This is a genomic window from Synechococcales cyanobacterium CNB, assembly GCA_030263455.1.
Lineage (GTDB): Bacteria > Planctomycetota > Phycisphaerae > Phycisphaerales > UBA1924 > CAADGN01.
Genome location: SZOZ01000001.1, coordinates 232,672 through 252,406, shown reverse-complemented (window position 1 = coordinate 252,406; position 19,735 = coordinate 232,672). Strand labels below are relative to the sequence as shown.

The following is a 19,735-nucleotide window of genomic DNA, read 5'->3' as shown; positions in this document are numbered from 1 at the left end:
TCCTCGGGATGACGCCAACCAAAGAACAACGAGAAATGCTTCTCGCACTCACGCCTGAATCCGCCGGACTTCGCCGCGATTGGTGCTTTTTCGAACGAGTGTTCGTCATCGCACCTCTGAATGAGATTGCGCCACACATAGAGATTCTTGAAGAGGTGCCCGACATGGCATGGCATCTCCGTGATATGATTCAGAACGCCGTACTCCTGAGGCTGACCAAACTCAGCGACCAGAGCCGTTCTGCAACCAGCATTATCCGAGCAATCGACCGCCTCGACAAGCCCACTGGTAACATCCCACCCGCGGGTGGCTTGCGACGCTGTGCGCAGCGGCTCAGACGACGTATCGAACCGGTCAAAGAGCATCGAGTCAAACGAATCGCGCACACCGACCCTCCGACGATCCTTGTGCCCATGAGGCATGGCGACATCCGAACCGCACGCACCAAACGGCTCGCAGCAGTGACCACCATGCTGGTTGAGAAACTGGTTCTCGCAGCCGGGCTCAACGAGCGAGCTTCTTGGTCTTGCGGGGGTTGTGGAAGTGCGGATGAGTTCCTGCTTCTGCTCAAAACATTCGCTGCGGCACACGACACCCCCTCTCGGAGATTCGCACATTGACTGCATCCAGAGCCTCCCCCCTCCCCCCCCGCGCCCGGCTCGTCGAGCACCCCGCCCTCCCCGGCGGCTACGCCGTGCCCGACTTCGACGCCGAACTCCCGTCGCGCGAGGGCGACCGCGTCATCCAGTTCCGCGAGGCGCTCCGCGAAGCGATGTCCGAGGAGATGCGCCGTGACCCGCGCGTCTTTCTCATGGGCGAGGAAGTCGCCGAGTACAACGGCGCGTACAAGGTCTCCCAGGGCATGCTCGACGAGTTCGGCCCCAAGCGCATCATCGACACCCCGATCTCCGAGAACGGTTTCGCGGGTCTCGGCATCGCCGCCGCCATGTACGGCCTGCGCCCCATCATCGAGTTCATGTCCTGGTCCTTCAGCCTCGTCGCCGCCGACCAGATTCTCAACAACGCACCCAAGATGCTCTACATGTCGGGCGGTCAGTGGGGTTGCCCCGTCGTCTTCCGCGGCAACAACGGCGCGGGCGGACAACTGGGCTCCACTCACTCCTGGTGCGTCGAGGGCCTCTACGCCAACGTCCCCGGCATGAAGATCGCCATCCCCAGCAACCCGTACGACGCCAAGGGGCTCCTCAAGACCGCCATTCTCGACCCCGACCCCGTCTTTTTCCTCGAGTCCGAGCGCATGCTTGGCGACAAGGCTCACGTCCCCGAGCAGGAATACTACATCCCCTTCGGCCGCGCTCGCCTGGCCCGCGAGGGCGACGCCTGCACGCTGGTCTCCTTCGGCCGACCCGTGAACTTCTGCCTCGAAGCCGCTGAATCGCTCGCCTCCGAGGGCATCGAGTGCGACGTGCTCGACATGCGAACTGTCCGTCCGCTCGACCTCGACTCCGTCGTCCGCAGCCTGCGGAAGACCAACCGTGTCGTCGTGGTGGACCAGTCCTGGCCATTCGGAGGCGTGGCGAGCGAGGTCATCGCTCAGATCACCGAAAAAGCCTTCGACTGGCTCGACGCCCCCCCCACTCGCGTCAACACCGACGACGTACCGACGCCCTACGCGAAGAACATGGAGGCCGCGTACCTGCCGAATCCGGAGAAGATCGCAGCGGCGGTGAAGCGTACACTGGCCTGATCCATGCCGGTACCGCACTCGCGCCAAGGACGATTCGATGCCGATTGAGATCACCATGCCCCGTCTCTCCGACACGATGGAGCAGGGCACCGTCGTGAAGTGGTACGTCAAGGAGGGCGACTCGGTCTCCTCCGGCGACGTCATCGCGGACATCGAGACCGACAAGGCCACGATGGAACTCCAGTCCTTCGACGAGGGCACGATCGCCAGGCTCGCCGTGGACGAGGGCAAGGCCGTGGCGGTCGGGACCGTCATCGCCGTGCTGGCGGGTGAGGGCGAGGATGCCGCCGCAGCCGGGAGCAGCGCTCTCACAACGTCGAGCGCAAAGGCTGGAACCGCCACGTCCGCGCGCGCCGATGCAGGGCGTGAGCGAAGCGACGGTCCGGGGGCATCCACCGCGATCGCGACCTCTGCATCCGATGCCTCACGCGCCGATCGCAACGGTGCCCGCGTCTTTGCCTCTCCGCTTGCCCGCAAAATCGCGGAAGAAAGGGGCCTCGATCTCGCGTCCATTGAGGGCACCGGCCCCTCCGGCCGCATCACGCGCAAGGACGTCGAGGCCGCCGCACCGACAGCCGCTCCCCGTCGCCCAGCCTCCGCGGATGCACAGACCGAGCGCATGGTCGCCGCGAAGGTGCCGCCGGCGCCTCTCCCCGAACTGACCGCGGCCCGGCTCGAGGACCGCACGGTCACGCTCTCGAACATGCGAGCGACGATCGCCCGCCGCCTCGTCGAGAGCAAGGCCACCATCCCCCACTACCAGGTGACGGTCAGCGCGCGCATGGACGCGCTGCTCTCGCTCCGCGAGCAACTGAACGAGCAGCTGGAGCCGCAGGGCGTGAAACTCAGCGTGAACGACTTCCTCGTCCGCGCCTGCGCCCTCGCCATGCACCAGCATCCCTTCGTCAACTCATCCTGGGTTGAGAGCAAGGGCAACGACCCACCCGCCATCCGCCTGCACGGGCGCGTCAACATCGGCGTCGCCATCGCGCTCCCCGCCGAAAAGGGCGGCGGCCTCGTCGTCGGCGTCATCCGCGATGCCGACCGGGTCGGCCTGCGCCAGATCTCCGACGAGACACGCCGCCTCGCCGCCAAGGCCCGGGAGAAAGGCCTCTCCGTCGAGGAAATGAGCGACTCAACCTTCACCATCTCCAACCTCGGCATGTTCGGCGTCGATCACTTCACCGCCATCATCAACCCCCCGAACGCCGCAATTCTCGCCGTCGGGCGGGCCATCGAACGCCCCGCCATCGAGCAGGACGACGACGGCAAGACCCGCATCGCCACCCTCCGCGAGATGGCGATGACGATGTCCAGCGACCACCGCATCATCGACGGCGCGATGGCTGCCCAGTACCTCAACACCGTCAAGCAGATGCTCGAACGACCTGCCTCGCTGCTCGTGTGATCGCAGTCCGCCTCAAGGCGACGACGACACGGGCGTGCCAGCCGGCGCCTGAGCAGGAGCGCCCTCCTCCACCCCCGCAGCCCACCGGATTCCCCCGAGCAGGTGCTCCAGAAAGAGCGGCTCCTCGTACGACTCGTTGGTGTGCCCCAGCGCGGTGTACCATGCCCGGCCGCCCCGGTACTCGTGGCACCACGCGATCGGGTGGTCGTCACCCATTCCGCCGCCCTCGTAGGTCCGCTCATCGACCGACATCAGCACGTGGACGCGGCCGCGCGGGCTGTCGCGGAAGGTGTACCATTCGTCCGTGCGCACCCAGCGCTCCGGGAGCATCTTCGTCGATGGGTGATCCCGATCGTGGACCAGGATCGTCGCCTCCTGGATCGCCGGGTGCCCTTTGAAATACGCCCCCACCAGCCCCGCGTACCACGGCCACTCGTACTCCGTGTCCGAAGCGGAGTGCACGCCGACCCAGCCCCGACCCTTGGCGATGAACCGCTCGAACGCAGCCTTCTGCTCGGCGTCGAGCACCGTGCCCGTTGTGTTCAGGAACAGCACCACGGCGTACCGCTCCAAGTTCTCGTCGGTGAACTCGGAGGGGTCTTCGGTTGCATCCACGACGAACCCGTGCTTCTCGCCCAGTTTCGTCACCGCCGCGATGCCGGCCGCGATCGACCCGTGCCGGAAACCGGCCGTTCGGCTGTAGAGCAGCACGCGAAACTCCGGTCCGTTCTCCATCGAAGCGAGGGCCGCCTTCGGCATCAGTCCCAGCAAGGACAGCAACGACACCAGCATCAGACGAACCATGGCTTGGTCTCCGTGGCAGCATTCATCCTACCGCCACCGTGATCCTCTCGACGCCCCGAAGCCGAAGGCCGGGATGCCTCTGCTCACGTCAACCCGCTCTGATGCCGGCTATCGTCATGGCCCGGCCGACGACGGTCCGGAATGAGGGAGTTCCCATGCCCAGGAAAGTCGTGCTCGCCTATTCCGGCGGTCTAGACACTTCCGCCGTCATCCCCTGGCTCCGTGAGAACATCGACTGCGAGGTCATTGCCTTCGTCGGCGACGTCGGTCAGGGCGAGGAGGAACTCGCAGGCATCGAGACGAAAGCCCTCAAGTCCGGCGCATCGGCCTGCAAGGTCGTGGACCTCCGCCGGGAGTTCATCCGCGACTACGTCTTCCCCACGCTCATCGCCGGGATCGTCTACGAGGGCCGCTACCTGCTCGGCACCTCGATCGCCCGCCCCCTGCTCGCCAAGGCGCAGGTGGATGTCGCCCGCGAGTTCAAGGCCGACGCTCTCGCCCACGGCTGCACCGGCAAGGGCAACGACCAGGTGCGCTTCGAGAGCACCTTCGCCGCTCTCGCACCCGATCTCGAAGTCATCGCCCCGTGGCGGCACTGGAACCTCCGCTCACGCGAGGACCTGCTGAACTACCTCGCCGAGCGCAACATCCCCACCACCGCTACCGCGAAGAAGCTCTACTCCCGCGATCGCAACCTCTGGCACATTTCTCACGAGGGCGGCCCGCTCGAAGACCCCGCCTGCCCGCCGCCAGACGACGTCTGGATGCTCACCCGAAGCCCGAAGGACGCGCCCGACGAGCCTCGCGACGTGGCGATCGACTACGAGCACGGCTGCCCCGTCGCGGTCGATGGCGAACGCCTCGCCCCGGAACAACTCGTAGCTCACCTCAACGCAGTCGCTGGAGAACACGGCGTCGGGCGTGTGGACATCCTCGAGAACCGTCTCGTCGGGATGAAGTCCCGTGGCCTGTACGAAACGCCCGGCGGCACGGTCATCGTGGAGGGACTCCGCGGCATCGAGCAGTGCGTCCTTGACCGCGAGACCTCCCATTGGAAGGACGAGATGGCCGTGCGATTTGCCGAACTCGTCTACAACGGCCGCTGGTTCACACCACTGCGCGAAGCCCTCGGTGCGTGCGCTGAGAAGATTGCCGAACGCCTCACCGGCCGCGCCGTCGTCCGGCTCTACAAGGGCAGCGCGACCCTCGTCGCCCGCTCCTCACCCTACAGCCTCTACGAGGAGAGCTACGCGACCTTCTCCGCCGACGAGGTCTACAACCAGAAACACGCCGAAGGGTTCATCCGCCTGCTCAGCCTGCCCGAGCGTATCGCGGCCCTCAAGTTCGGACCGGGCGGCGGGCGGTCGTGAAACCGAGCGGGCTGCAAACGGAATGGCGAGGGAGGGACTCGAACCCTCGACCTGCGGGTTATGAATCCGCCGCTCTAAACCAGCTGAGCTACCTCGCCGTCAGCCGTGGATAAGTCTAGCCCCGCCGCCCCGGGCGGCAACGAGGGTCAGGGCGCCGGCTCGATGTCGAACGTCAGGACCGCGTACCCGTCGATCTCGAAGTGCTCGACCACGACCTCGACGATTCGTTCCTCGGCGATGACGAACTCTGCTTTGTCGCGGGTCGGGGCGTGCCAAGTCCAGTTCTCGAGCAAGACGCTGCCGTCCACGGTCACCCGAACGCCGTCGTCGCTGAGCGTCGAGACCCGCCACCGACCGGGCGAGAGTCGGATGCGGGTCGATGCGATCACGCCGAAGCGATCCGGGCCTGGACCGGCGGTGGTGATCTCATCCGAGAGGCCGACCGTCCGGGGGCCGCCGTGGGCGAACTTGAGTTGGAGCGCGTTGGCCGTCGCTTCCATCGCGCCGGGACCCTGGGCCTCGGCCCGCCAGCCCTCGAGGTTCTCGCGCGGGTCGATTGTCCAGGGAAAGACGCGAATGGTCCAGAGCGCGCCGACGATCGTGCCCTCGAAGCGCTCGCTCCATGCTCCGTCGCGGAAAGTGATCGCGTAGGGGTGCACGCCCGCCGGCGCGCCGAGCACGAAGCGGTTCGGTCCGCCGTCCTTCGGCTCCTCCCAGGCGAACGTTACCTTGTCGGCGTTGAGCACGACGGAGAGCGAATCGCTCCCGCCGAACACCTCGTAGGCGGTTCCTGCATCGGCGTGCCCACGCCGGGCGAACGGCGACTCGTGGTCCCACGGGAAGAACTCGCCCATCACGATGTTCCGCCGTCCCGCGAGGTGCGCGCGAGCACCGACCGGGCTCCGCTCGCCGAACGCCGGATACTCCGGAGGCGAGAAGATATCCATCGTGACGAGCACCTCCTCCGGCTCGGAGCCCGGCGTCGCGTCGACCTCGCGTTTCACGCCCTCCATCAGGTTCGCCCCGACTTTCGTGCCTTGGCAATCGCGCAGGTGGAGGGCGAGATCGTCGCCCTCGAAGCGGTTCTTGATGACGACGTTCTCTGCGCACCCCTTGTGGTTGGCCTTCGCCCACGCCGATTTCAGGAGGTGCTGGTCGTCGTCCCACCAGAGGTGCACGGCGCACTTGTTGTTGCGGAAGACATTCTCGCGGATGAGGTTATTCGCCCCGTGCTCGATGTTGATGCCGCCGCGTTCGAGGCCGTAGGCCATCTCGCCGTTGCCCTCGACGTGATTGATCGCGATGAGCGTGTCCTGCGAGTAACCCCCCCACACGCCGCAGATCGCGTTCTCGACCAGCCGGTTCCCGATGAAGCGGTTGCCGAACGAGAAGGTGAGTTCGATGCCGTGGGCCGGGGCGTAGGAGAAGTCGTTGTTGATGAGCAGGTTGTCGTTGCAGCCTGCCCGTTCGACGGAGAACCAGGCGGGGCCGGGGTTCTCGCCCAGCGCCTCCTTGCCGGCGAACCCGAAGAATCCATCGCCGCCGTGCGTGGCGGAGTTCTCGGCGAAGACGTTCCGCGAACACTGCTCGAACACGAGGATGCCCGCGGAGTCCTGCCCCCTGTTGTACACGCCGTGCGAGTAGCCCCGGACGCAGAAGTCGAACGCATTGCGGCTGATGACGTTGTCGCTGGACCTCCACATCGCCAGGCCCCAGCCCGACAGGAACGAGCAGTCGTTGTCGAACACGCGCGAATCCGTCACGCGGTCGAGGATGATGCCGTTCTGACGCCGCCGGGCGAAGCAATCCCGGACCGTGACGCCCGACGACCGCTCGACGTACAGCCCAGCGCCATAGCGCTCCATCCACTCGTGCTTGTCGTTTTCGTGCGGCCAGAGCCAGTCCCCGCCGTCCTCGGCCTGCGGCGTGGATCGGAGCCGCATCGCGTACCCGTCCGAGACGTCCGCCCCTTCGACCGTCAGCCCGTCGGCGTTCGTCGCCCAGATGCCGACCCTGAAGCCGTGCGTGCGGGCGTTGCGCAGGGTCACATCGGTCTGCCCGTCGATGCGGATGCCGATACCCGTGTGTTCATCCCAGGGCACGTCCGACGCCGCGCCGCGCAACGCTGATCCCTCCGCGAACTCGACAGTGATGCCGCTCGCCCGGATGTGAACTACGCCGTTCCCGTCCGCGTCGGCGATCACGCGCCCACCCGGAACGACGACCCTGCACGACCGGTCGATGACCGTGTTGTCAGCGCGGACCTCGACGATCGGCAGGTCGGGCTGGGGGGGCACGGCCGTCAACAACGCAAGAAGGATCGGGTGCATGATCGGATGGTACCCGCTCAGCCCCGGTCGCTCACTCTGCTGTCCTGGTCGCCGTTTGCTCGATCGGCTGGCCCTGCGACACGCGTGCGTCCTCGCCGCCGCTCGTCAGGGGAGGACGGATCGAATCCGGAGACTTCGCAGGGGGTGCGCTGGACTGGTGCTCGATGTCCTCTTCGATCCCCTTGAGGCCCTTCTTGAACTCCACGATGCCCTTTCCCAAGCTCCTGCCGACTTCGGGGAGACGACGGCCGAACAACAGCAGGCCGATCGCCAGGATGAGCAGCATCTCCCACGTGCCGATGTTCGGGAGAAGCCCGAAAGTCAGAGCGTTCATCGCGTCTCCAATCACCCCGGAGGGGTCCAGCAATTCAAGCCCCCGGCAGAGGCCGGGTCAATGCCCCGGCTGGGGTGATATCGCAGGCTCGCAATCCGCGTCGGCCCAGCCGCCCGCCGCCTGGGCAACGTTCGTGAGCAGCATGGCGACGGTCATCGGGCCGACGCCCCCGGGCACGGGGCTGATCCAACCCGCCACTTCCCTGACTGCGTCGAAGTCGACGTCGCCAACCGTCCGCATCGAGCCACCCGGCCCCTGCACCCGGTTCACGCCCACGTCGATCACCACCGCGCCGGGCTTCACCATCTCGCGCCGGATCAGCCCCGGCACCCCGGCCGCAGCCACAAGAACGTCCCCCCCTCGACAAAGTTCGTCCAACCTCGGCGTCCACTTGTTGCACGAGATGACCGTCGCGTCCTCGCGCATCAGCAGCACGGCGATCGGCTTGCCCACGACGTCGCTCGCCCCGACCACGACCGCCACCCGCCCCCGCAGCGCCACCCCGGTGTGCTGGATCATGCGGACCGTGGCGAGCGCGGTGCACGGCGCAAGCGACGACCGTCCGTACACGATGTTCCCGATGTTCGCGGGGTTCACGCCCTCCACGTCCTTCTCCGGTGCGATCAACCGCTGGACGCGGTAGGCATCCACGCCCTCGGGCAGGGGCATGTGGATCATGATCGCCGAGACGGCCTCGTCAAGATTGAGCAGCAGCACGCGCCCCGCGATCTCGTCGAATCCCGCCGTCGCCGGCAGCAGGTGCAGCCGGTATTCGATCCCGAGCGCCTCGCAGGTCCGCTTCTGGTTGTCCGCGTAGAGGCGGGCCGCGCTGTCCCCGGACTCGACCAGCACCGCATCGAGCCGCACGCTCGCGCCGGCTGCACGCGCTGCCGCCACCCGCCCGGCGATCCGGGCGCGGTACGCCTCCGCGAGGGCGCGGCCGTCGATGGTCCGGGCCGTCATGCGGGCAGCATACGCGGGGCACGCGGCGAACGGCGGCGGGCGAGTACGATGGCGGCATGAGCGCTCGTGACCCGGCGCGCCGAGCGGCGGAACTTCGGAGCCTCCTCGAACGCGCCAACCGCGCGTACTACGTCGACACGCGCCCCATCATGCCCGACGCCGAGTTCGACCGCCTCCTGCGGGAACTCGAGGACCTCGAAGCCGCGCACCCCGAACTGGCCGACCCCAACAGCCCCACCCGGCGCGTCGGCGGCGAGCCGATCAAGGGCTTCCGGACCGTCGCGCACTCGCGGCCCATGCTCTCCATCGACAACACCTACGACGAGGCCGAACTGCGCGAGTGGCACGCCCGCGTCCTGCGCGGCCTCGGCGGCGAAGGCGGGCTGTTCGCGGGCGAACCCCCCTGGCTCGTCTGCGACCCCAAGATCGACGGCGTCGCCGTCAGTGTGCGATGGGAGAAGGGGAGCCTCGCCCTCGCCCTCACCCGCGGCGACGGCGCCCGCGGCGACGACATCACCCACAACGCGCGCACCATCCGCTCCATCCCCCTCCGACTCGAAGGCGACGCTCCCGGTGTCCTCGAAGCCCGCGGCGAAATCTACATGCCGCTCGACGAGTTCGAACGCATCAACACCCAGCGCGAGGCCGACGAACTCGACCCCTTCATGAATCCCCGCAACGCCACCGCTGGAACGCTCAAGCAGCTCGACCCCAAGGCCGTCGCCCAGCGGCGGCTGGCCTTCGTCGCCCACGGCCGCGGCGAAGTCTCCGACCCCCACTTCGCCGACTCGCACTCCCGCTTCCTCGACCGCCTGCGCAGCCTCGGCATCCCCGTCAATCCGATCCAGGCACGCGGCCGCAGGATCGAGGACATGATCTGCGCGATCGAGAAGTTCGCCTCGCACCGCCACGAGATGCCCTACGCAACCGACGGCATGGTCGTGCGGGTGGACGCCTGGTCTGTGCAGGACCGCCTCGGCACGACCGCCAAAAGCCCACGCTGGATCATCGCGTACAAGTACCCCGCCGAGCGCAAACTCACGAAACTCCTGCGCGTCGAGCCGCAGGTGGGCAAGAGCGGTCGGATCACGCCCAGGGCGGTCATGGAACCGACGCTCATCGCCGGCACGGTCGTGCAGCACGCGACCCTGCACAACTACGGCCGGGTGCGCAAGATGCGCACCGATCTATCCGTGGACGAACCCGCCGACCCCTGCACGCACCTCTGCATCGGCGACACGGTCGAGATCGAGAAGGCCGGGGAGATCATCCCCTACGTCCTCCGCGTCGTCCTCGCCAAGCGACCGAAGGGGGCGAGGCGTGTGCAGGCTCCCCAGACCTGCCCCGTTTGCGATGGCCCGGTTGAGATCGAGCCGCCCGAAGCGCGGGACGACCCGACGCTCGAAACCGAACGCCGATGCATCAACCCCGAGTGCCCGGCCCAGGTCCGCGAGAAGATCATCTGGTTCGCGGGCCGAAAGCAGATGGACATCGAGGGCCTGGGCGAGAAGACGGTTGACCTGATCCGCGCGACCGCCGGCACGGACCGGCCGATCCCCCTGAACTCGTTCGCCGACGTCTTCCGGCTCCGCGAGCACCGCGATGCGCTTGTCGGTCTCGAACGCATGGGCGAGAAGTCCGTAGACAACCTCCTCGCGGGCATCGAGCAGGCGAAATCTCGCGGCCTCGCCCGCGTGCTCGCCGGCATGGGCATCCGCCACGTAGGAGATACCACGGCGAGGGCCATCGCACGGGTCTTTCCCGATCTCGACGCACTGCTCGCCGCGAAGGTCTGGCAACTTATGCCGATGGCGGTCAACCGCATGTCGTCGATCCGCCGCAGACAACTCACCGGCAGCCCTGACCCCGTCGAGCCTGTCTACGAGACGGGACTCGGCGAGGACACCGCGCCCGTGGTGTACGAATACCTCCATTCCGCCGCGGCACGCAAGACCTTCGCTGAACTTCGGAGCCTCGGCGTGGACCTGGCCAGCCACGACTACCGCCCGCCGGGCAGGGCCTCGTCCCGCCCCGACAGCCCGTTCGCCGGGAAGACCATCGTGCTCACCGGCACGCTCGAGTCCTTCGACCGCACCACGCTCACCGAACTGCTCGAATCACTCGGCGCGAAGGTGACCGGGTCGGTTTCGAAGAACACCGACCTTGTCATCGCCGGCGAGGCCGCGGGTTCGAAACTCGACAAGGCCCGCGCCCTCGGCGTGGAAGTCTGGGACGAGGCAAGGCTGCTCGAGCACCTGCCTTCGTGACCCCGCGCCGTGTCTACTCGACTTCCGCCAGATACCGCGCGATCACGTCCCGCGCCGCCTTCAGGTCGCGGACGTCGATCATCTCCGTCACGGTGTGGATGTACCGCGTCCCCACCGTGATCCCCACCGCCCGCGCGCCGGCAGCGGCCTGCTGCGCCGCCGCCCCGTCCTGGCCGCCCCGGGCGAGGATCGTCCGCTGATACGCGATCTTGTGCTTCTTCGCCACCGCTTCGACCTCGTCCACCAGCGCCTTGTCCGCGATGAACGAGGCGTCCTTCACGTGCAGCCCGAAGCCGTCGCCCTGCTTCGTCACCCACTCCGGCTCGGGGACGCCCGGCGTATCGCACGCCAGCGTCACGTCGATCCCCAGCCCGATGTCCGGCTTGACCGCGTACGCGGCCGCCTTCGCACCGCGCAGCCCGACCTCCTCCTGCGTCGTAAACGCGACCACCACCTCGCAGGCGTGCTCGCCGCCGAGCCGGTCCAGTTCACGCACGCCCTCGATCCCCAGCCAGCACGCCACGCGGTTGTCCAGCGCCTTGCTCACGAACTTCTCGCCCATGGCCATCGCCGGCTCGTGCATGACCACGAAGTCCCCGACCCGCACGCGCTGCTTCACCTCTTCTACCGGCAGCCCCACGTCGATGAAGAACTCCTTGGTCTCCGGCACCTTCGTCCGCTCCTCCGGCGACGAGATGTGGATCGGCCGCCCACCGGGGTTCATCACGCCCGGCAGGTCGCCGTCCTCCGTGCAGACCAGCACACGCCGCGAGAACAGGTTGCGCGCGTCGAATCCGCCCGCCGGATCGACGTAGATGAACCCCTTGTCGCTCACGTGCGAGACGTAGAACCCGATCTCGTCCATGTGGCACAGGATCATCACCCGCGTCGGACGCGAACCCTTGCCGGTCTTCTTCCCCGCAGCCCCACGCGGCCCGCGCGTGCAGATCAGCGACCCCATCGCGTCCGTCCGCGCCTCGTCGAACAGCCCCTTGACCTCCTTCTCGATCAACGCACGCACGCGCTCCTCGCGCCCCGGCACGCCGGGCGTCTCGCAGAGCCGCTTGAGCAGGTCCAGGTTCAACGCATCACGCTTGGCCATGGGGAATCGCCTTTCAGTGTCGCACGGCCGGCCTCGAACGCCCGCCGACGCGGAGCCGGAAGGGTAGGGTGCCCCGGATCAGCGGCCCGCCTGCCGCTCCCGGGCCGCGACGGCCAGCCGGTCGCACCGCTCGTTCTCGGGGTGGTCCGAGTGCCCGCGGACCCAGTTGAACCGGACCTCGTGCATGGCGAGCAGCGCGTCCAGCCGTTCCCACAGGTCGCGGTTCTTCACCGGCTGCCTGCCCGCGGTGCGCCAGCCACGGGCCTTCCACGCGGGGAGCCACTCGCGCATCCCGTTGAGCACGTACTGCGAGTCCGAGTGCAGCTCGACGACCGTCGGCCGCCTGAGCGCGCCCAGCCCCTCGATCACCGCCACGAGTTCCATGCGGTTGTTCGTCGTCTCCGGTTCGCCCCCGGACGCCTCCTTCTCCACGCCCGTCCGCTCGTCGCGCAGGATATACGCCCACCCCCCCGGCCCCGGATTCCCCGAGCACGCGCCGTCCGTGAACAGATGCACAGTCTCATGCCGCTCGGCCATGGCCCGCACTGTAGCGGCAGGCGAGGGAGCGGGGGATCAAGGATTGAAGGCGGAACGCGAAGGGCGCGAAGGACGCGCAAGCAACTCACGCGGCGGCGGGTCGGGCCGGCGACGCGAGGGTCCGGCCCGCGAGCGCGAACCTCGTCTTCCCGCGCGCGAATGTCATGTTCGCGTGCGCGAACCTTCCGTTCGCGCTCGGGGATGGAGCGTTTCGTGCGCATGGCCTGCGCGAAACCCGAGGTGTTCCCCCGATTCCGGCCCTTCGTGAGGGCATCCGAGGCCCCGCCCCGAGCGGCCGCGATCCGGCCCCCCCCTTTCTCGCCGCCCGACCCCTCTCCCCCCGATCCCTCCCCCTTCGCCCCCTCCGCGCCCCCGACGTTCTGCCCGCACCCCGCTCTACCATCGCCCATGCCCACTCCCACGACCCCCACCACCCCCGCCGCGCCCACCGCGCCCGGTGTCGCCGTGCATCGTGTCGAGGTGCGTCCCGCCGATCCGGCCGCGGACCCGCGGGGGCGGCGTCTGCTCGCCGATGCGGCCTCGCTCGGCTTCAGGCTGGACTCGATCGCCGTGGCGCGGGTCTACCTCGTCGAGGGGGCGCTCGACGCCGCTGAGGCGGGCGACCTGGCCGCGCGGCTGCTCACCGACCCGGTCGCGGAGCGATCCACCCTCGGCGCATCGCCCGCCGCTCCCGGTCTCATCGAAGTCCACCCGCTCCCCGGCGTCATGGACCCGACGGCTCGGACCGTCACCGACGCCATCCGCGAGCTGACCGGCGAGGCGGTCCGCGTCTCTACCGGCTGGCGCTACGACCTGGCCGGCCCCGATGCCCCCCGCGCTGAGGAGATCGCCCGGCGGCTGCTCGCGAACACGGTCGTCCACGCGGTGCACACGCGGCCGTTCCACCCCGACCGCCTGCCCGCGGGCCGGCGCGTGGAACAGCACGTCCGGCACGTCACGCTCACGCCGCTCGCGGATGCCGACCTCGAACGCCTGAGCCGCGATGCCCACCTGTTCCTGAGCCTCGACGAGATGCGGGCGATCCGCGAGCACTACCGCGCGCTCGGCCGCGAGCCGACGGATGTCGAACTCGAGACCCTCGCGCAGACCTGGTCCGAGCACTGCGTTCACAAGACGCTCAAGAGCCGCATCCGCTACCGCGGGCACGCGGCGTCCGACGGCGACGAACCGCGCCCCGCCGACCCGATCGACTGGAACGATCGCCCCGGCCACACGATCCACCCCGACGGCACCGTCGAGATCGACAACCTGCTCAAGCGCACCGTCGCCGCCGCCACGCACGAACTCATCGCCGACGGCGTGGACTGGACGCTCTCCGTCTTCGAGGACAACTCCGGCGTCGTCGCGTTCGACGACACCCACGCCGTCTGCATCAAGGTCGAGACCCACAATCACCCCTCCGCCATCGAACCCTACGGCGGCGCGGCCACCGGCATCGGAGGGTGCATCCGCGACGTCATCGGCACCGGACTCGGCGCCAAGCCCATCGCCAGCACGGACGTCTTCTGCGTCGCGTTCCCAGGGAACTGGAACGCGGAGAGCACGGAGAACAACGCCGCGTTCGCCCTGCCCGCCGGCTGCCTGCACCCGCGCCGCACGCTCACCGAGGTCGTCGCGGGCGTCCGCGACTACGGCAACCGCATGGGCATCCCCACCGTCAACGGCGCGGTCTGGTTCGACGACCGCTACGTCGGCAACCCGCTCGTCTTCTGCGGCTGCGTCGGGCTGCTCCCGCGCGACCGCGTGCGCGGCAAGGCCCGCCACGGCGACCTCATCGTCGCCCTCGGCGGGCGCACGGGGCGCGACGGCATCCACGGCGCGACCTTCTCCTCCGCCGAACTCACCGACACCCACGCCGACGAGTTCGCCCACGCGGTCCAGATCGGCAACGCCATCGAGGAAAAACGCGTGCTGGACGCGATCCTGCGAGCGCGCGACGAGCACGGCGAGCCGCTCTACCACGCGATCACCGATTGCGGTGCGGGCGGCTTCTCCTCCGCCGTCGGCGAGATGGGCCGGCGCCTCGGCGCGGAGGTCCACCTTGACCGCGCCCCGCTCAAGTACGAAGGACTGACCTACACCGAGGTCTGGATCAGCGAGGCCCAGGAGCGCATGGTCCTCGCCGTTCCGCCGGAGAATCTCGACGCCCTGCGGCGCATCTGCGAGGAGGAGCACGTCGAGGCCGCCGTCCTGGGCGAGTTCGGCACGCCCGACGAAGACCTGGTCCTCCGCTACGACGGCGCCGAAGTCGGCCGCCTCTCCATGGACTTCCTCCACGACGGCCTGCCCATGCCCACCCGCGACGCGGTGTGGATGCCAAGCGCCGAGTCAACGACCGACTCCGCGTTCTCATCGCCCCGCTCCGCGCCCTCCGCGTTCATTCCGTCCGTTCAGGATGCGCTCCTGCGGCTGCTGGCCCACCCCAACATCGCCTCCAAGCACTGGATCATCCGCCAGTACGACCACGAGGTGCAGGGCAACACCGTCGTCAAGCCGCTCGTCGGCCCGACCTCGCGCGGCCCGGGCGACGCCGCCGTCCTCGAACCCGTGCCCGGCTCGGGCCGCGGCATCGCCATCGCGTCCGGGCTTGCGACGGGCATCGGCGATCCGGCCATCGGCGGCGATCCGTACCTGATGGCGCTGGCCGCCGTGGACGAATGCGTGCGAAACCTCGTGTGCGTCGGCGCGGACCCTGCCCGCACCGCCATCCTCGACAACTTCTGCTGGCCGAGTTGCAAGGATCCCATGAACCTGGGCTCTCTCGTCCGCGCCGCCGAGGGCTGTTACGACGCCGCCAAGGCCTATCGCACGCCCTTCGTCTCGGGCAAGGACTCGCTCAACAACCAGTTCACCACGGAGGACGGCCGGACCATCGCCATCCCGCCGACGCTGCTCATCACCGGCCTCGGCATCGTGCCCGACCTCGCCAGGTGCGTCACCAGCGATGCCAAGCGACCCGGCAACGTGCTGCTCCTCATCGGCCGCACGTCCCCCTCGATGGGCGGGTCGCACTACCAGCAGACGTTCGGCCTGGGTGATCCCGCACGCTCGCTCGCCGATGATGTCGCCGCGCGCGTCGAGTCCGTCGTCGGCCCGCTCCCGGAGACAGCCCGCCGCCACGTGGACACGCTGTTGCACGGCATCGCGCCGGTGATCGTGGATCACCTCGGCGAGGCCGTCGCGCTCGGCGCTTCCAAGGCCGAACAGGCCGTGCGCCGGCTGGCGAAACTCGTCGGCCGCGAGCAGGCGGAAAGCCTCGAAGCCGAGGTCGGACGCGAGCGGGCCGCAGCGATCGTGAACGCCATCGCGGACGCCGCCAGGCGCGGTTGGACCAGCCCCGCCGTTCCGACCACCGACCTCGAACTCGGACCCGCCAAGGCCCGCGCGGTCGCGGCCGTGATCGCCGAGGGTCTGGCCGCATCGGCGCACGATTGTTCCGATGGGGGCACGCTCGTCGCCATCGCCGAGATGCTCATCGCCGGCTCGCGTCCGCACGCACCGATCGGCGCGGAACTCACCCACGATCCCGACGATCTCGGGGCGACCGTCTGGGCCTTCGCCGAGACCCCGTCCCGCTACCTGCTCGAAGTGCCCCCCCTCGGCGTCGCCCGAGTGCGGGAGATCGTGCAGCAGCACGCCACCGGCGCCGTCGTCCAACAGATCGGCGTCCTCGACTTCTCCGGCCGACTCCGCTGGCCCGCGGCCTCGCTCGACGCCCAGGTCGAAGACCTCGCCCGGGCCTGGCGCGCTCCGCTCGACTGGTAAAGGGGACGCGGAACCCATGGTCCCTCGACTTGCGGCTCGGGGCGGCAGGTGTTCTACTGCTCGCATCCGGGGAACGTCACCCCATCGCACCGTGGAGGACGCCATGAAGCCGCAACAACGCTCGTCTTGTCGAGATCACGCCTCGCTCCTCGAACATCTCGAGAGTCGGTGCCTGCTTTCCGGCTACTTCGCCGCGGGGGTGAACTACAACGCCTCTGTTGACTTCTTCCAGGAGTTCGGACAGTACGACGACGACGGGCAGATCATCTTCGGCTCGCGCAACGGCACGGCGGGCGGCTCGCTCACGCCGTTCTCGAACTTCACCTTCGGCGACGCGAACAACCTGTTCCAAGGCTCGATCGGGTTCACCGATCCCGATGCCTTCTCGGAGAGAACTACCGTCGGCTTCGCCAACCGGCCCTGGGGCTTCTCCTTCGGCTACGAGCCGAACAACTACCACGTCTCGATCACCTACCTGATGAACCAGGCCACCAACCTGTCCGAAGGCCCCGGCTCACGCGACGGCAACTTCTGGTTCAACGGCTTCGTCAACGACGTCGTCAACGACACCTTCATGCTCGCCAAGGGCCCCGGGATCATCAGCGGGACCAGCCTCACGGGCGAGCAACGCTTCGAGACCGGCGACCCTGTCCCGTTCTCTTACAACTTCCTCTCCACGGGCATGTTCGCCGACGGGTTCACCCAGTTCGACGGTCACTCCTCCATCGCCCTCTTCGGCAACTCCGCCCGAACCGTTCTCCAGGCCGACTTCGACGGCTCCGACGGCTTCCGCAGCTACTCGCTCGGAATCAAGGTGAACCCCGAAGCCAACTTCCAGGCCTCCGACCTGGCGGGCAACATCTACGCCATGACCATCGCCGGCTCCCCCGCCCTCGCGGACTTCTTCGGCGTCACGCCCACCAGCGAGCGGTTCTTCTCCTACACCGGCGCCCTCGAACTCGCCGACGCCGCCACCTTCCGCTACTACTGGCTCCACGACCTTTATGCCCTCGGCCGTGACAACGCCCCCGTCGTCTTCGACGGGTCGTACGCCGTCAACCAGGACTGGCTCTCTCTCACCGCCCGCGACGGCGAGCGATCCATCGGCTTCAAACTCGGCGACGACCTCTCCACGATCCTCACCGGGCACTACCGAACCGCCCTTGCGGCCGAGTTCAAGCACACCTTCGGCGGCGGAACCCTCATCCGCGACGGCGCGCCGGGCGACTTCCCCGCCGTGGACCTCAGCCCAGGCGACGACAACGACGACGACGACCCCGGCACCCCCAACGTCTACACCTTCACCTCCGCCTCCGTCGTCGCCGACGACGACGGCAACCACTACGTCATCGCCCAGACCACCGACGCCCGACAGATCCGATTCAACGTCACACAGCAGGGCGGCGTCGGGCCGTTCACCTTCGGGCTGACCGTGGGACTCACCGACGGCGGACAGGGGCTCAAGTGCTTCGGCGCCAACGATTCCGGCGTTTACATCGTCCGCCGAAGCCCCGCGGGCGAGTGGAGCACCCAGAAGGTCAACCAGTCCGCCGCCGACGCCTTCGGCATCACACCCGTCTCCGGCCTCGACAACGACGGCAACCGAACCTTCGCCGGCTTCAACCAGAACGGCACGCCGCTCCGCTACGACATCAACGGCAACGAGGTCGCCACCGTGCTCGATGAAGTCGTCAACCCCGACGGCGATCCCGCGGCCCCCACCGCCGTCGCCGACATGCACGTCACGCCCTGGAACGCCTGGCACTTCTTCTACATCGACGGGATCGGCGACCTCCGCGTCGTCTGGACCGCGCCGGGCCTCAACGACTACTTCAACAACAACCTCTCCACCAACTCCGGCCTGCGCAACATCGACGCCACCGGCATCAGCGCCATCACCACCGACTGGCAGGCCATCCACGTCAGCCTCACCGTCGGCGGCACCCTCTGGCACGTCTGGTGGGCGCCCGAACTCATCGGCAACTGGGTCGCCTCCGACTTCTCGGGCATCTTCGGCGAACCCGCCACCAACCTCCGGCCCGACTCCACCGCCCTCCACTTCGACCGTGTCACCGGCGACTTCTACAACTTCGCAATCCGAAACGACGACTCCGACATCTCCATCTTCCGATGGGAGTTCGCACAGGACTGGTCGCACCAGACGGTCGGCGGCGACCTCCAGAAGTCCAATGTCGTCGTGCCCGACGGACAGACGCGCCTCATAGGACGATCCGACGGCAACCTCCTCTACCGCGGCCGCGTCCCTGTCCTCGGCGACATCCCCGTTCTCGGCGGCCTCTTCTCAGCCCGATCCGAAAGCGACACGACCTCCAGCCTCCTCATCACCATACAGCCATTCCTCGTCAGCGACGTCAGCGACGACATCTGACCACCGCCACCCCCGCTCTCCCCTCCGACGCCCGGCGCGCCCTGTGCCCCGGGCTTCTCTTTTCGATCTCCCACGACCGGAGGTACACTCCCGCCGGGGGCGCCATGACCGCCGGACCGCACCGCGACCTGCCCAAGGACGAACTCCTCCGCTCGCTCGGCTTCGGCGGCGATCCAGCCTTCTACGACGCCGCCCTTCGCGAAGCCGGCCTCTCTCGCCCCGAGAAACGCGCCATCTCGTCGGCGAAACGCGACAACGTCGAGCGAGTCCTCCGCGAACGCTTCATGCCCGTCTGCACGCGCGGCGACTGCCGAGCCGCCGCCGAGCGGCTCGCACGCGGGCGCGCCATCGCCCCCGCCGCCGGCCCCGACGCCTGCGAAATCTGTGGCGGCTCCGCCAACACCGCCGCCATCGACCGCATGATCGAGGCCTGTCGGGCGGCGGGCTGGACGCGCCTCTGCATCGTCGGCGGCTCACCCGCGACGCGCGAGGACGTACGCCAAGCCGTCGCCGGTCGCCTCGACGTTACCTTCGTCGAAGGCACGTCGTCTCGGAGCGCGCGCCAGGCCCGCGACGATATCGCCCGTGCCGACCGCGTCGTCCTCTGGGGCGGCACCGAACTCGCTCACAAAGTATCGAGCCTTTACTCCGGACCGAAGGTGATCCAGATGGCCAAACGAGGCGTCGCCGCCCTCGCCGATGCCGTCTCCGAGTCCGCACGGCGAGCCGGTCGGTAG

General features: G+C 68.3%; 14 protein-coding genes and 1 tRNA gene. 8 read left to right on the top strand and 7 right to left on the bottom strand.

Annotated features, from left to right (window positions below; all coding sequences use genetic code 11):
• Nucleotides 1-8: 8 nt before the first annotated feature.
• The 3 genes from FBT69_01095 to FBT69_01085 all read left to right on the top strand — a co-directional run bounded on the left by FBT69_01095 (nucleotide 9) and on the right by FBT69_01085 (nucleotide 3,116).
• Entirely contained in the window at nucleotides 9-620 is a 612-nt protein-coding gene (locus FBT69_01095) for a hypothetical protein (GenBank protein MDL1903396.1), read from the top strand.
• 74 nt (nucleotides 621-694) lie between these two features.
• Nucleotides 695-1,708: a pyruvate dehydrogenase complex E1 component subunit beta gene (locus FBT69_01090; protein MDL1903395.1), complete on the top strand. Its 1,014-nt coding sequence runs from the start codon at nucleotides 695-697 to the stop codon at nucleotides 1,706-1,708.
• Between the two features lie 37 nt (nucleotides 1,709-1,745).
• Nucleotides 1,746-3,116 carry a 2-oxo acid dehydrogenase subunit E2 gene (locus FBT69_01085; GenBank protein MDL1903394.1) on the top strand — a complete coding sequence of 457 codons (1,371 nt, stop codon included), beginning with the start codon at nucleotides 1,746-1,748 and terminating at the stop codon, nucleotides 3,114-3,116.
• A 12-nt stretch (nucleotides 3,117-3,128) separates the two neighbouring features.
• Here the strand turns inward: FBT69_01085 and FBT69_01080 are convergent, their stop codons facing one another.
• Nucleotides 3,129-3,920 (bottom strand): ThuA domain-containing protein, encoded by a 792-nt coding sequence (locus tag FBT69_01080; protein ID MDL1903393.1) that lies wholly within the window; start codon nucleotides 3,918-3,920, stop codon nucleotides 3,129-3,131.
• A gap of 116 nt (nucleotides 3,921-4,036) precedes the next feature.
• Here FBT69_01080 and FBT69_01075 point away from each other — a divergent pair, with 116 nt between their 5' ends.
• The gene (locus tag FBT69_01075; protein MDL1903392.1) at nucleotides 4,037-5,290 is read left to right on the top strand and encodes an argininosuccinate synthase; all 1,254 of its coding nucleotides are present in this window, start codon (nucleotides 4,037-4,039) and stop codon (nucleotides 5,288-5,290) included.
• A gap of 23 nt (nucleotides 5,291-5,313) precedes the next feature.
• Here the strand turns inward: FBT69_01075 and FBT69_01070 are convergent.
• The 4 genes from FBT69_01070 to FBT69_01055 all read right to left on the bottom strand — a co-directional run bounded on the left by FBT69_01070 (nucleotide 5,314) and on the right by FBT69_01055 (nucleotide 8,917).
• A tRNA-Met gene (locus tag FBT69_01070) sits at nucleotides 5,314-5,388 on the bottom strand.
• Nucleotides 5,389-5,436: 48 nt separating this feature from the next.
• Entirely contained in the window at nucleotides 5,437-7,620 is a 2,184-nt protein-coding gene (locus tag FBT69_01065; GenBank protein MDL1903391.1) for a hypothetical protein, read from the bottom strand.
• 31 nt (nucleotides 7,621-7,651) lie between these two features.
• Nucleotides 7,652-7,954 carry a twin-arginine translocase TatA/TatE family subunit gene (locus FBT69_01060; protein MDL1903390.1) on the bottom strand — a complete coding sequence of 101 codons (303 nt, stop codon included), beginning with the start codon at nucleotides 7,952-7,954 and terminating at the stop codon, nucleotides 7,652-7,654.
• Between the two features lie 57 nt (nucleotides 7,955-8,011).
• Nucleotides 8,012-8,917: a bifunctional 5,10-methylenetetrahydrofolate dehydrogenase/5,10-methenyltetrahydrofolate cyclohydrolase gene (locus FBT69_01055; protein ID MDL1903389.1), complete on the bottom strand. Its 906-nt coding sequence runs from the start codon at nucleotides 8,915-8,917 to the stop codon at nucleotides 8,012-8,014.
• A 56-nt stretch (nucleotides 8,918-8,973) separates the two neighbouring features.
• On the opposite strand from FBT69_01055, the gene ligA reads away from it, so the two are divergent.
• Nucleotides 8,974-11,184, top strand: a complete 2,211-nt coding sequence (gene ligA / locus FBT69_01050) for an NAD-dependent DNA ligase LigA (protein ID MDL1903388.1) — start codon at nucleotides 8,974-8,976, stop codon at nucleotides 11,182-11,184.
• 13 nt (nucleotides 11,185-11,197) lie between these two features.
• Here ligA and FBT69_01045 read toward each other — a convergent pair whose 3' ends face one another.
• On the bottom strand, nucleotides 11,198-12,268 hold the full coding sequence (locus FBT69_01045) for a M42 family metallopeptidase (protein MDL1903387.1): 1,071 nt from the start codon (nucleotides 12,266-12,268) through the stop codon (nucleotides 11,198-11,200).
• Between the two features lie 96 nt (nucleotides 12,269-12,364).
• Nucleotides 12,365-12,823: a ribonuclease HI gene (gene rnhA / locus FBT69_01040; GenBank protein ID MDL1903386.1), complete on the bottom strand. Its 459-nt coding sequence runs from the start codon at nucleotides 12,821-12,823 to the stop codon at nucleotides 12,365-12,367.
• 408 nt (nucleotides 12,824-13,231) lie between these two features.
• On the opposite strand from rnhA, the gene FBT69_01035 reads away from it, so the two are divergent.
• From FBT69_01035 to FBT69_01025, 3 genes are all read left to right on the top strand, one after another.
• Entirely contained in the window at nucleotides 13,232-16,609 is a 3,378-nt protein-coding gene (locus FBT69_01035) for a phosphoribosylformylglycinamidine synthase (protein MDL1903385.1), read from the top strand.
• Between the two features lie 103 nt (nucleotides 16,610-16,712).
• Nucleotides 16,713-18,998 (top strand): type II and III secretion system protein, encoded by a 2,286-nt coding sequence (locus FBT69_01030; GenBank protein ID MDL1903384.1) that lies wholly within the window; start codon nucleotides 16,713-16,715, stop codon nucleotides 18,996-18,998.
• Between the two features lie 104 nt (nucleotides 18,999-19,102).
• Nucleotides 19,103-19,735 carry a hypothetical protein gene (locus tag FBT69_01025; protein ID MDL1903383.1) on the top strand — a complete coding sequence of 211 codons (633 nt, stop codon included), beginning with the start codon at nucleotides 19,103-19,105 and terminating at the stop codon, nucleotides 19,733-19,735.

Bases quoted from the DNA above. Each gene is read 5' to 3' on its own strand.
- FBT69_01075 (MDL1903392.1), top strand. From the start codon at position 4,037: ATGGCCCGGCCGACGACGGTCCGGAATGAGGGAGTTCCCATGCCCAGG.
- FBT69_01035 (MDL1903385.1), top strand. From the start codon at position 13,232: ATGCCCACTCCCACGACCCCCACCACCCCCGCCGCGCCCACCGCGCCC.
- FBT69_01080 (MDL1903393.1), bottom strand. From the start codon at position 3,920: ATGGTTCGTCTGATGCTGGTGTCGTTGCTGTCCTTGCTGGGACTGATG.
- FBT69_01085 (MDL1903394.1), top strand. From the start codon at position 1,746: ATGCCGATTGAGATCACCATGCCCCGTCTCTCCGACACGATGGAGCAG.
- FBT69_01055 (MDL1903389.1), bottom strand. From the start codon at position 8,917: ATGACGGCCCGGACCATCGACGGCCGCGCCCTCGCGGAGGCGTACCGC.
- rnhA (MDL1903386.1), bottom strand. From the start codon at position 12,823: ATGGCCGAGCGGCATGAGACTGTGCATCTGTTCACGGACGGCGCGTGC.
- FBT69_01060 (MDL1903390.1), bottom strand. From the start codon at position 7,954: ATGAACGCTCTGACTTTCGGGCTTCTCCCGAACATCGGCACGTGGGAG.
- FBT69_01025 (MDL1903383.1), top strand. From the start codon at position 19,103: ATGACCGCCGGACCGCACCGCGACCTGCCCAAGGACGAACTCCTCCGC.
- FBT69_01095 (MDL1903396.1), top strand. From the start codon at position 9: ATGACGCCAACCAAAGAACAACGAGAAATGCTTCTCGCACTCACGCCT.
- FBT69_01030 (MDL1903384.1), top strand. From the start codon at position 16,713: ATGAAGCCGCAACAACGCTCGTCTTGTCGAGATCACGCCTCGCTCCTC.
- ligA (MDL1903388.1), top strand. From the start codon at position 8,974: ATGAGCGCTCGTGACCCGGCGCGCCGAGCGGCGGAACTTCGGAGCCTC.
- FBT69_01065 (MDL1903391.1), bottom strand. From the start codon at position 7,620: ATGCACCCGATCCTTCTTGCGTTGTTGACGGCCGTGCCCCCCCAGCCC.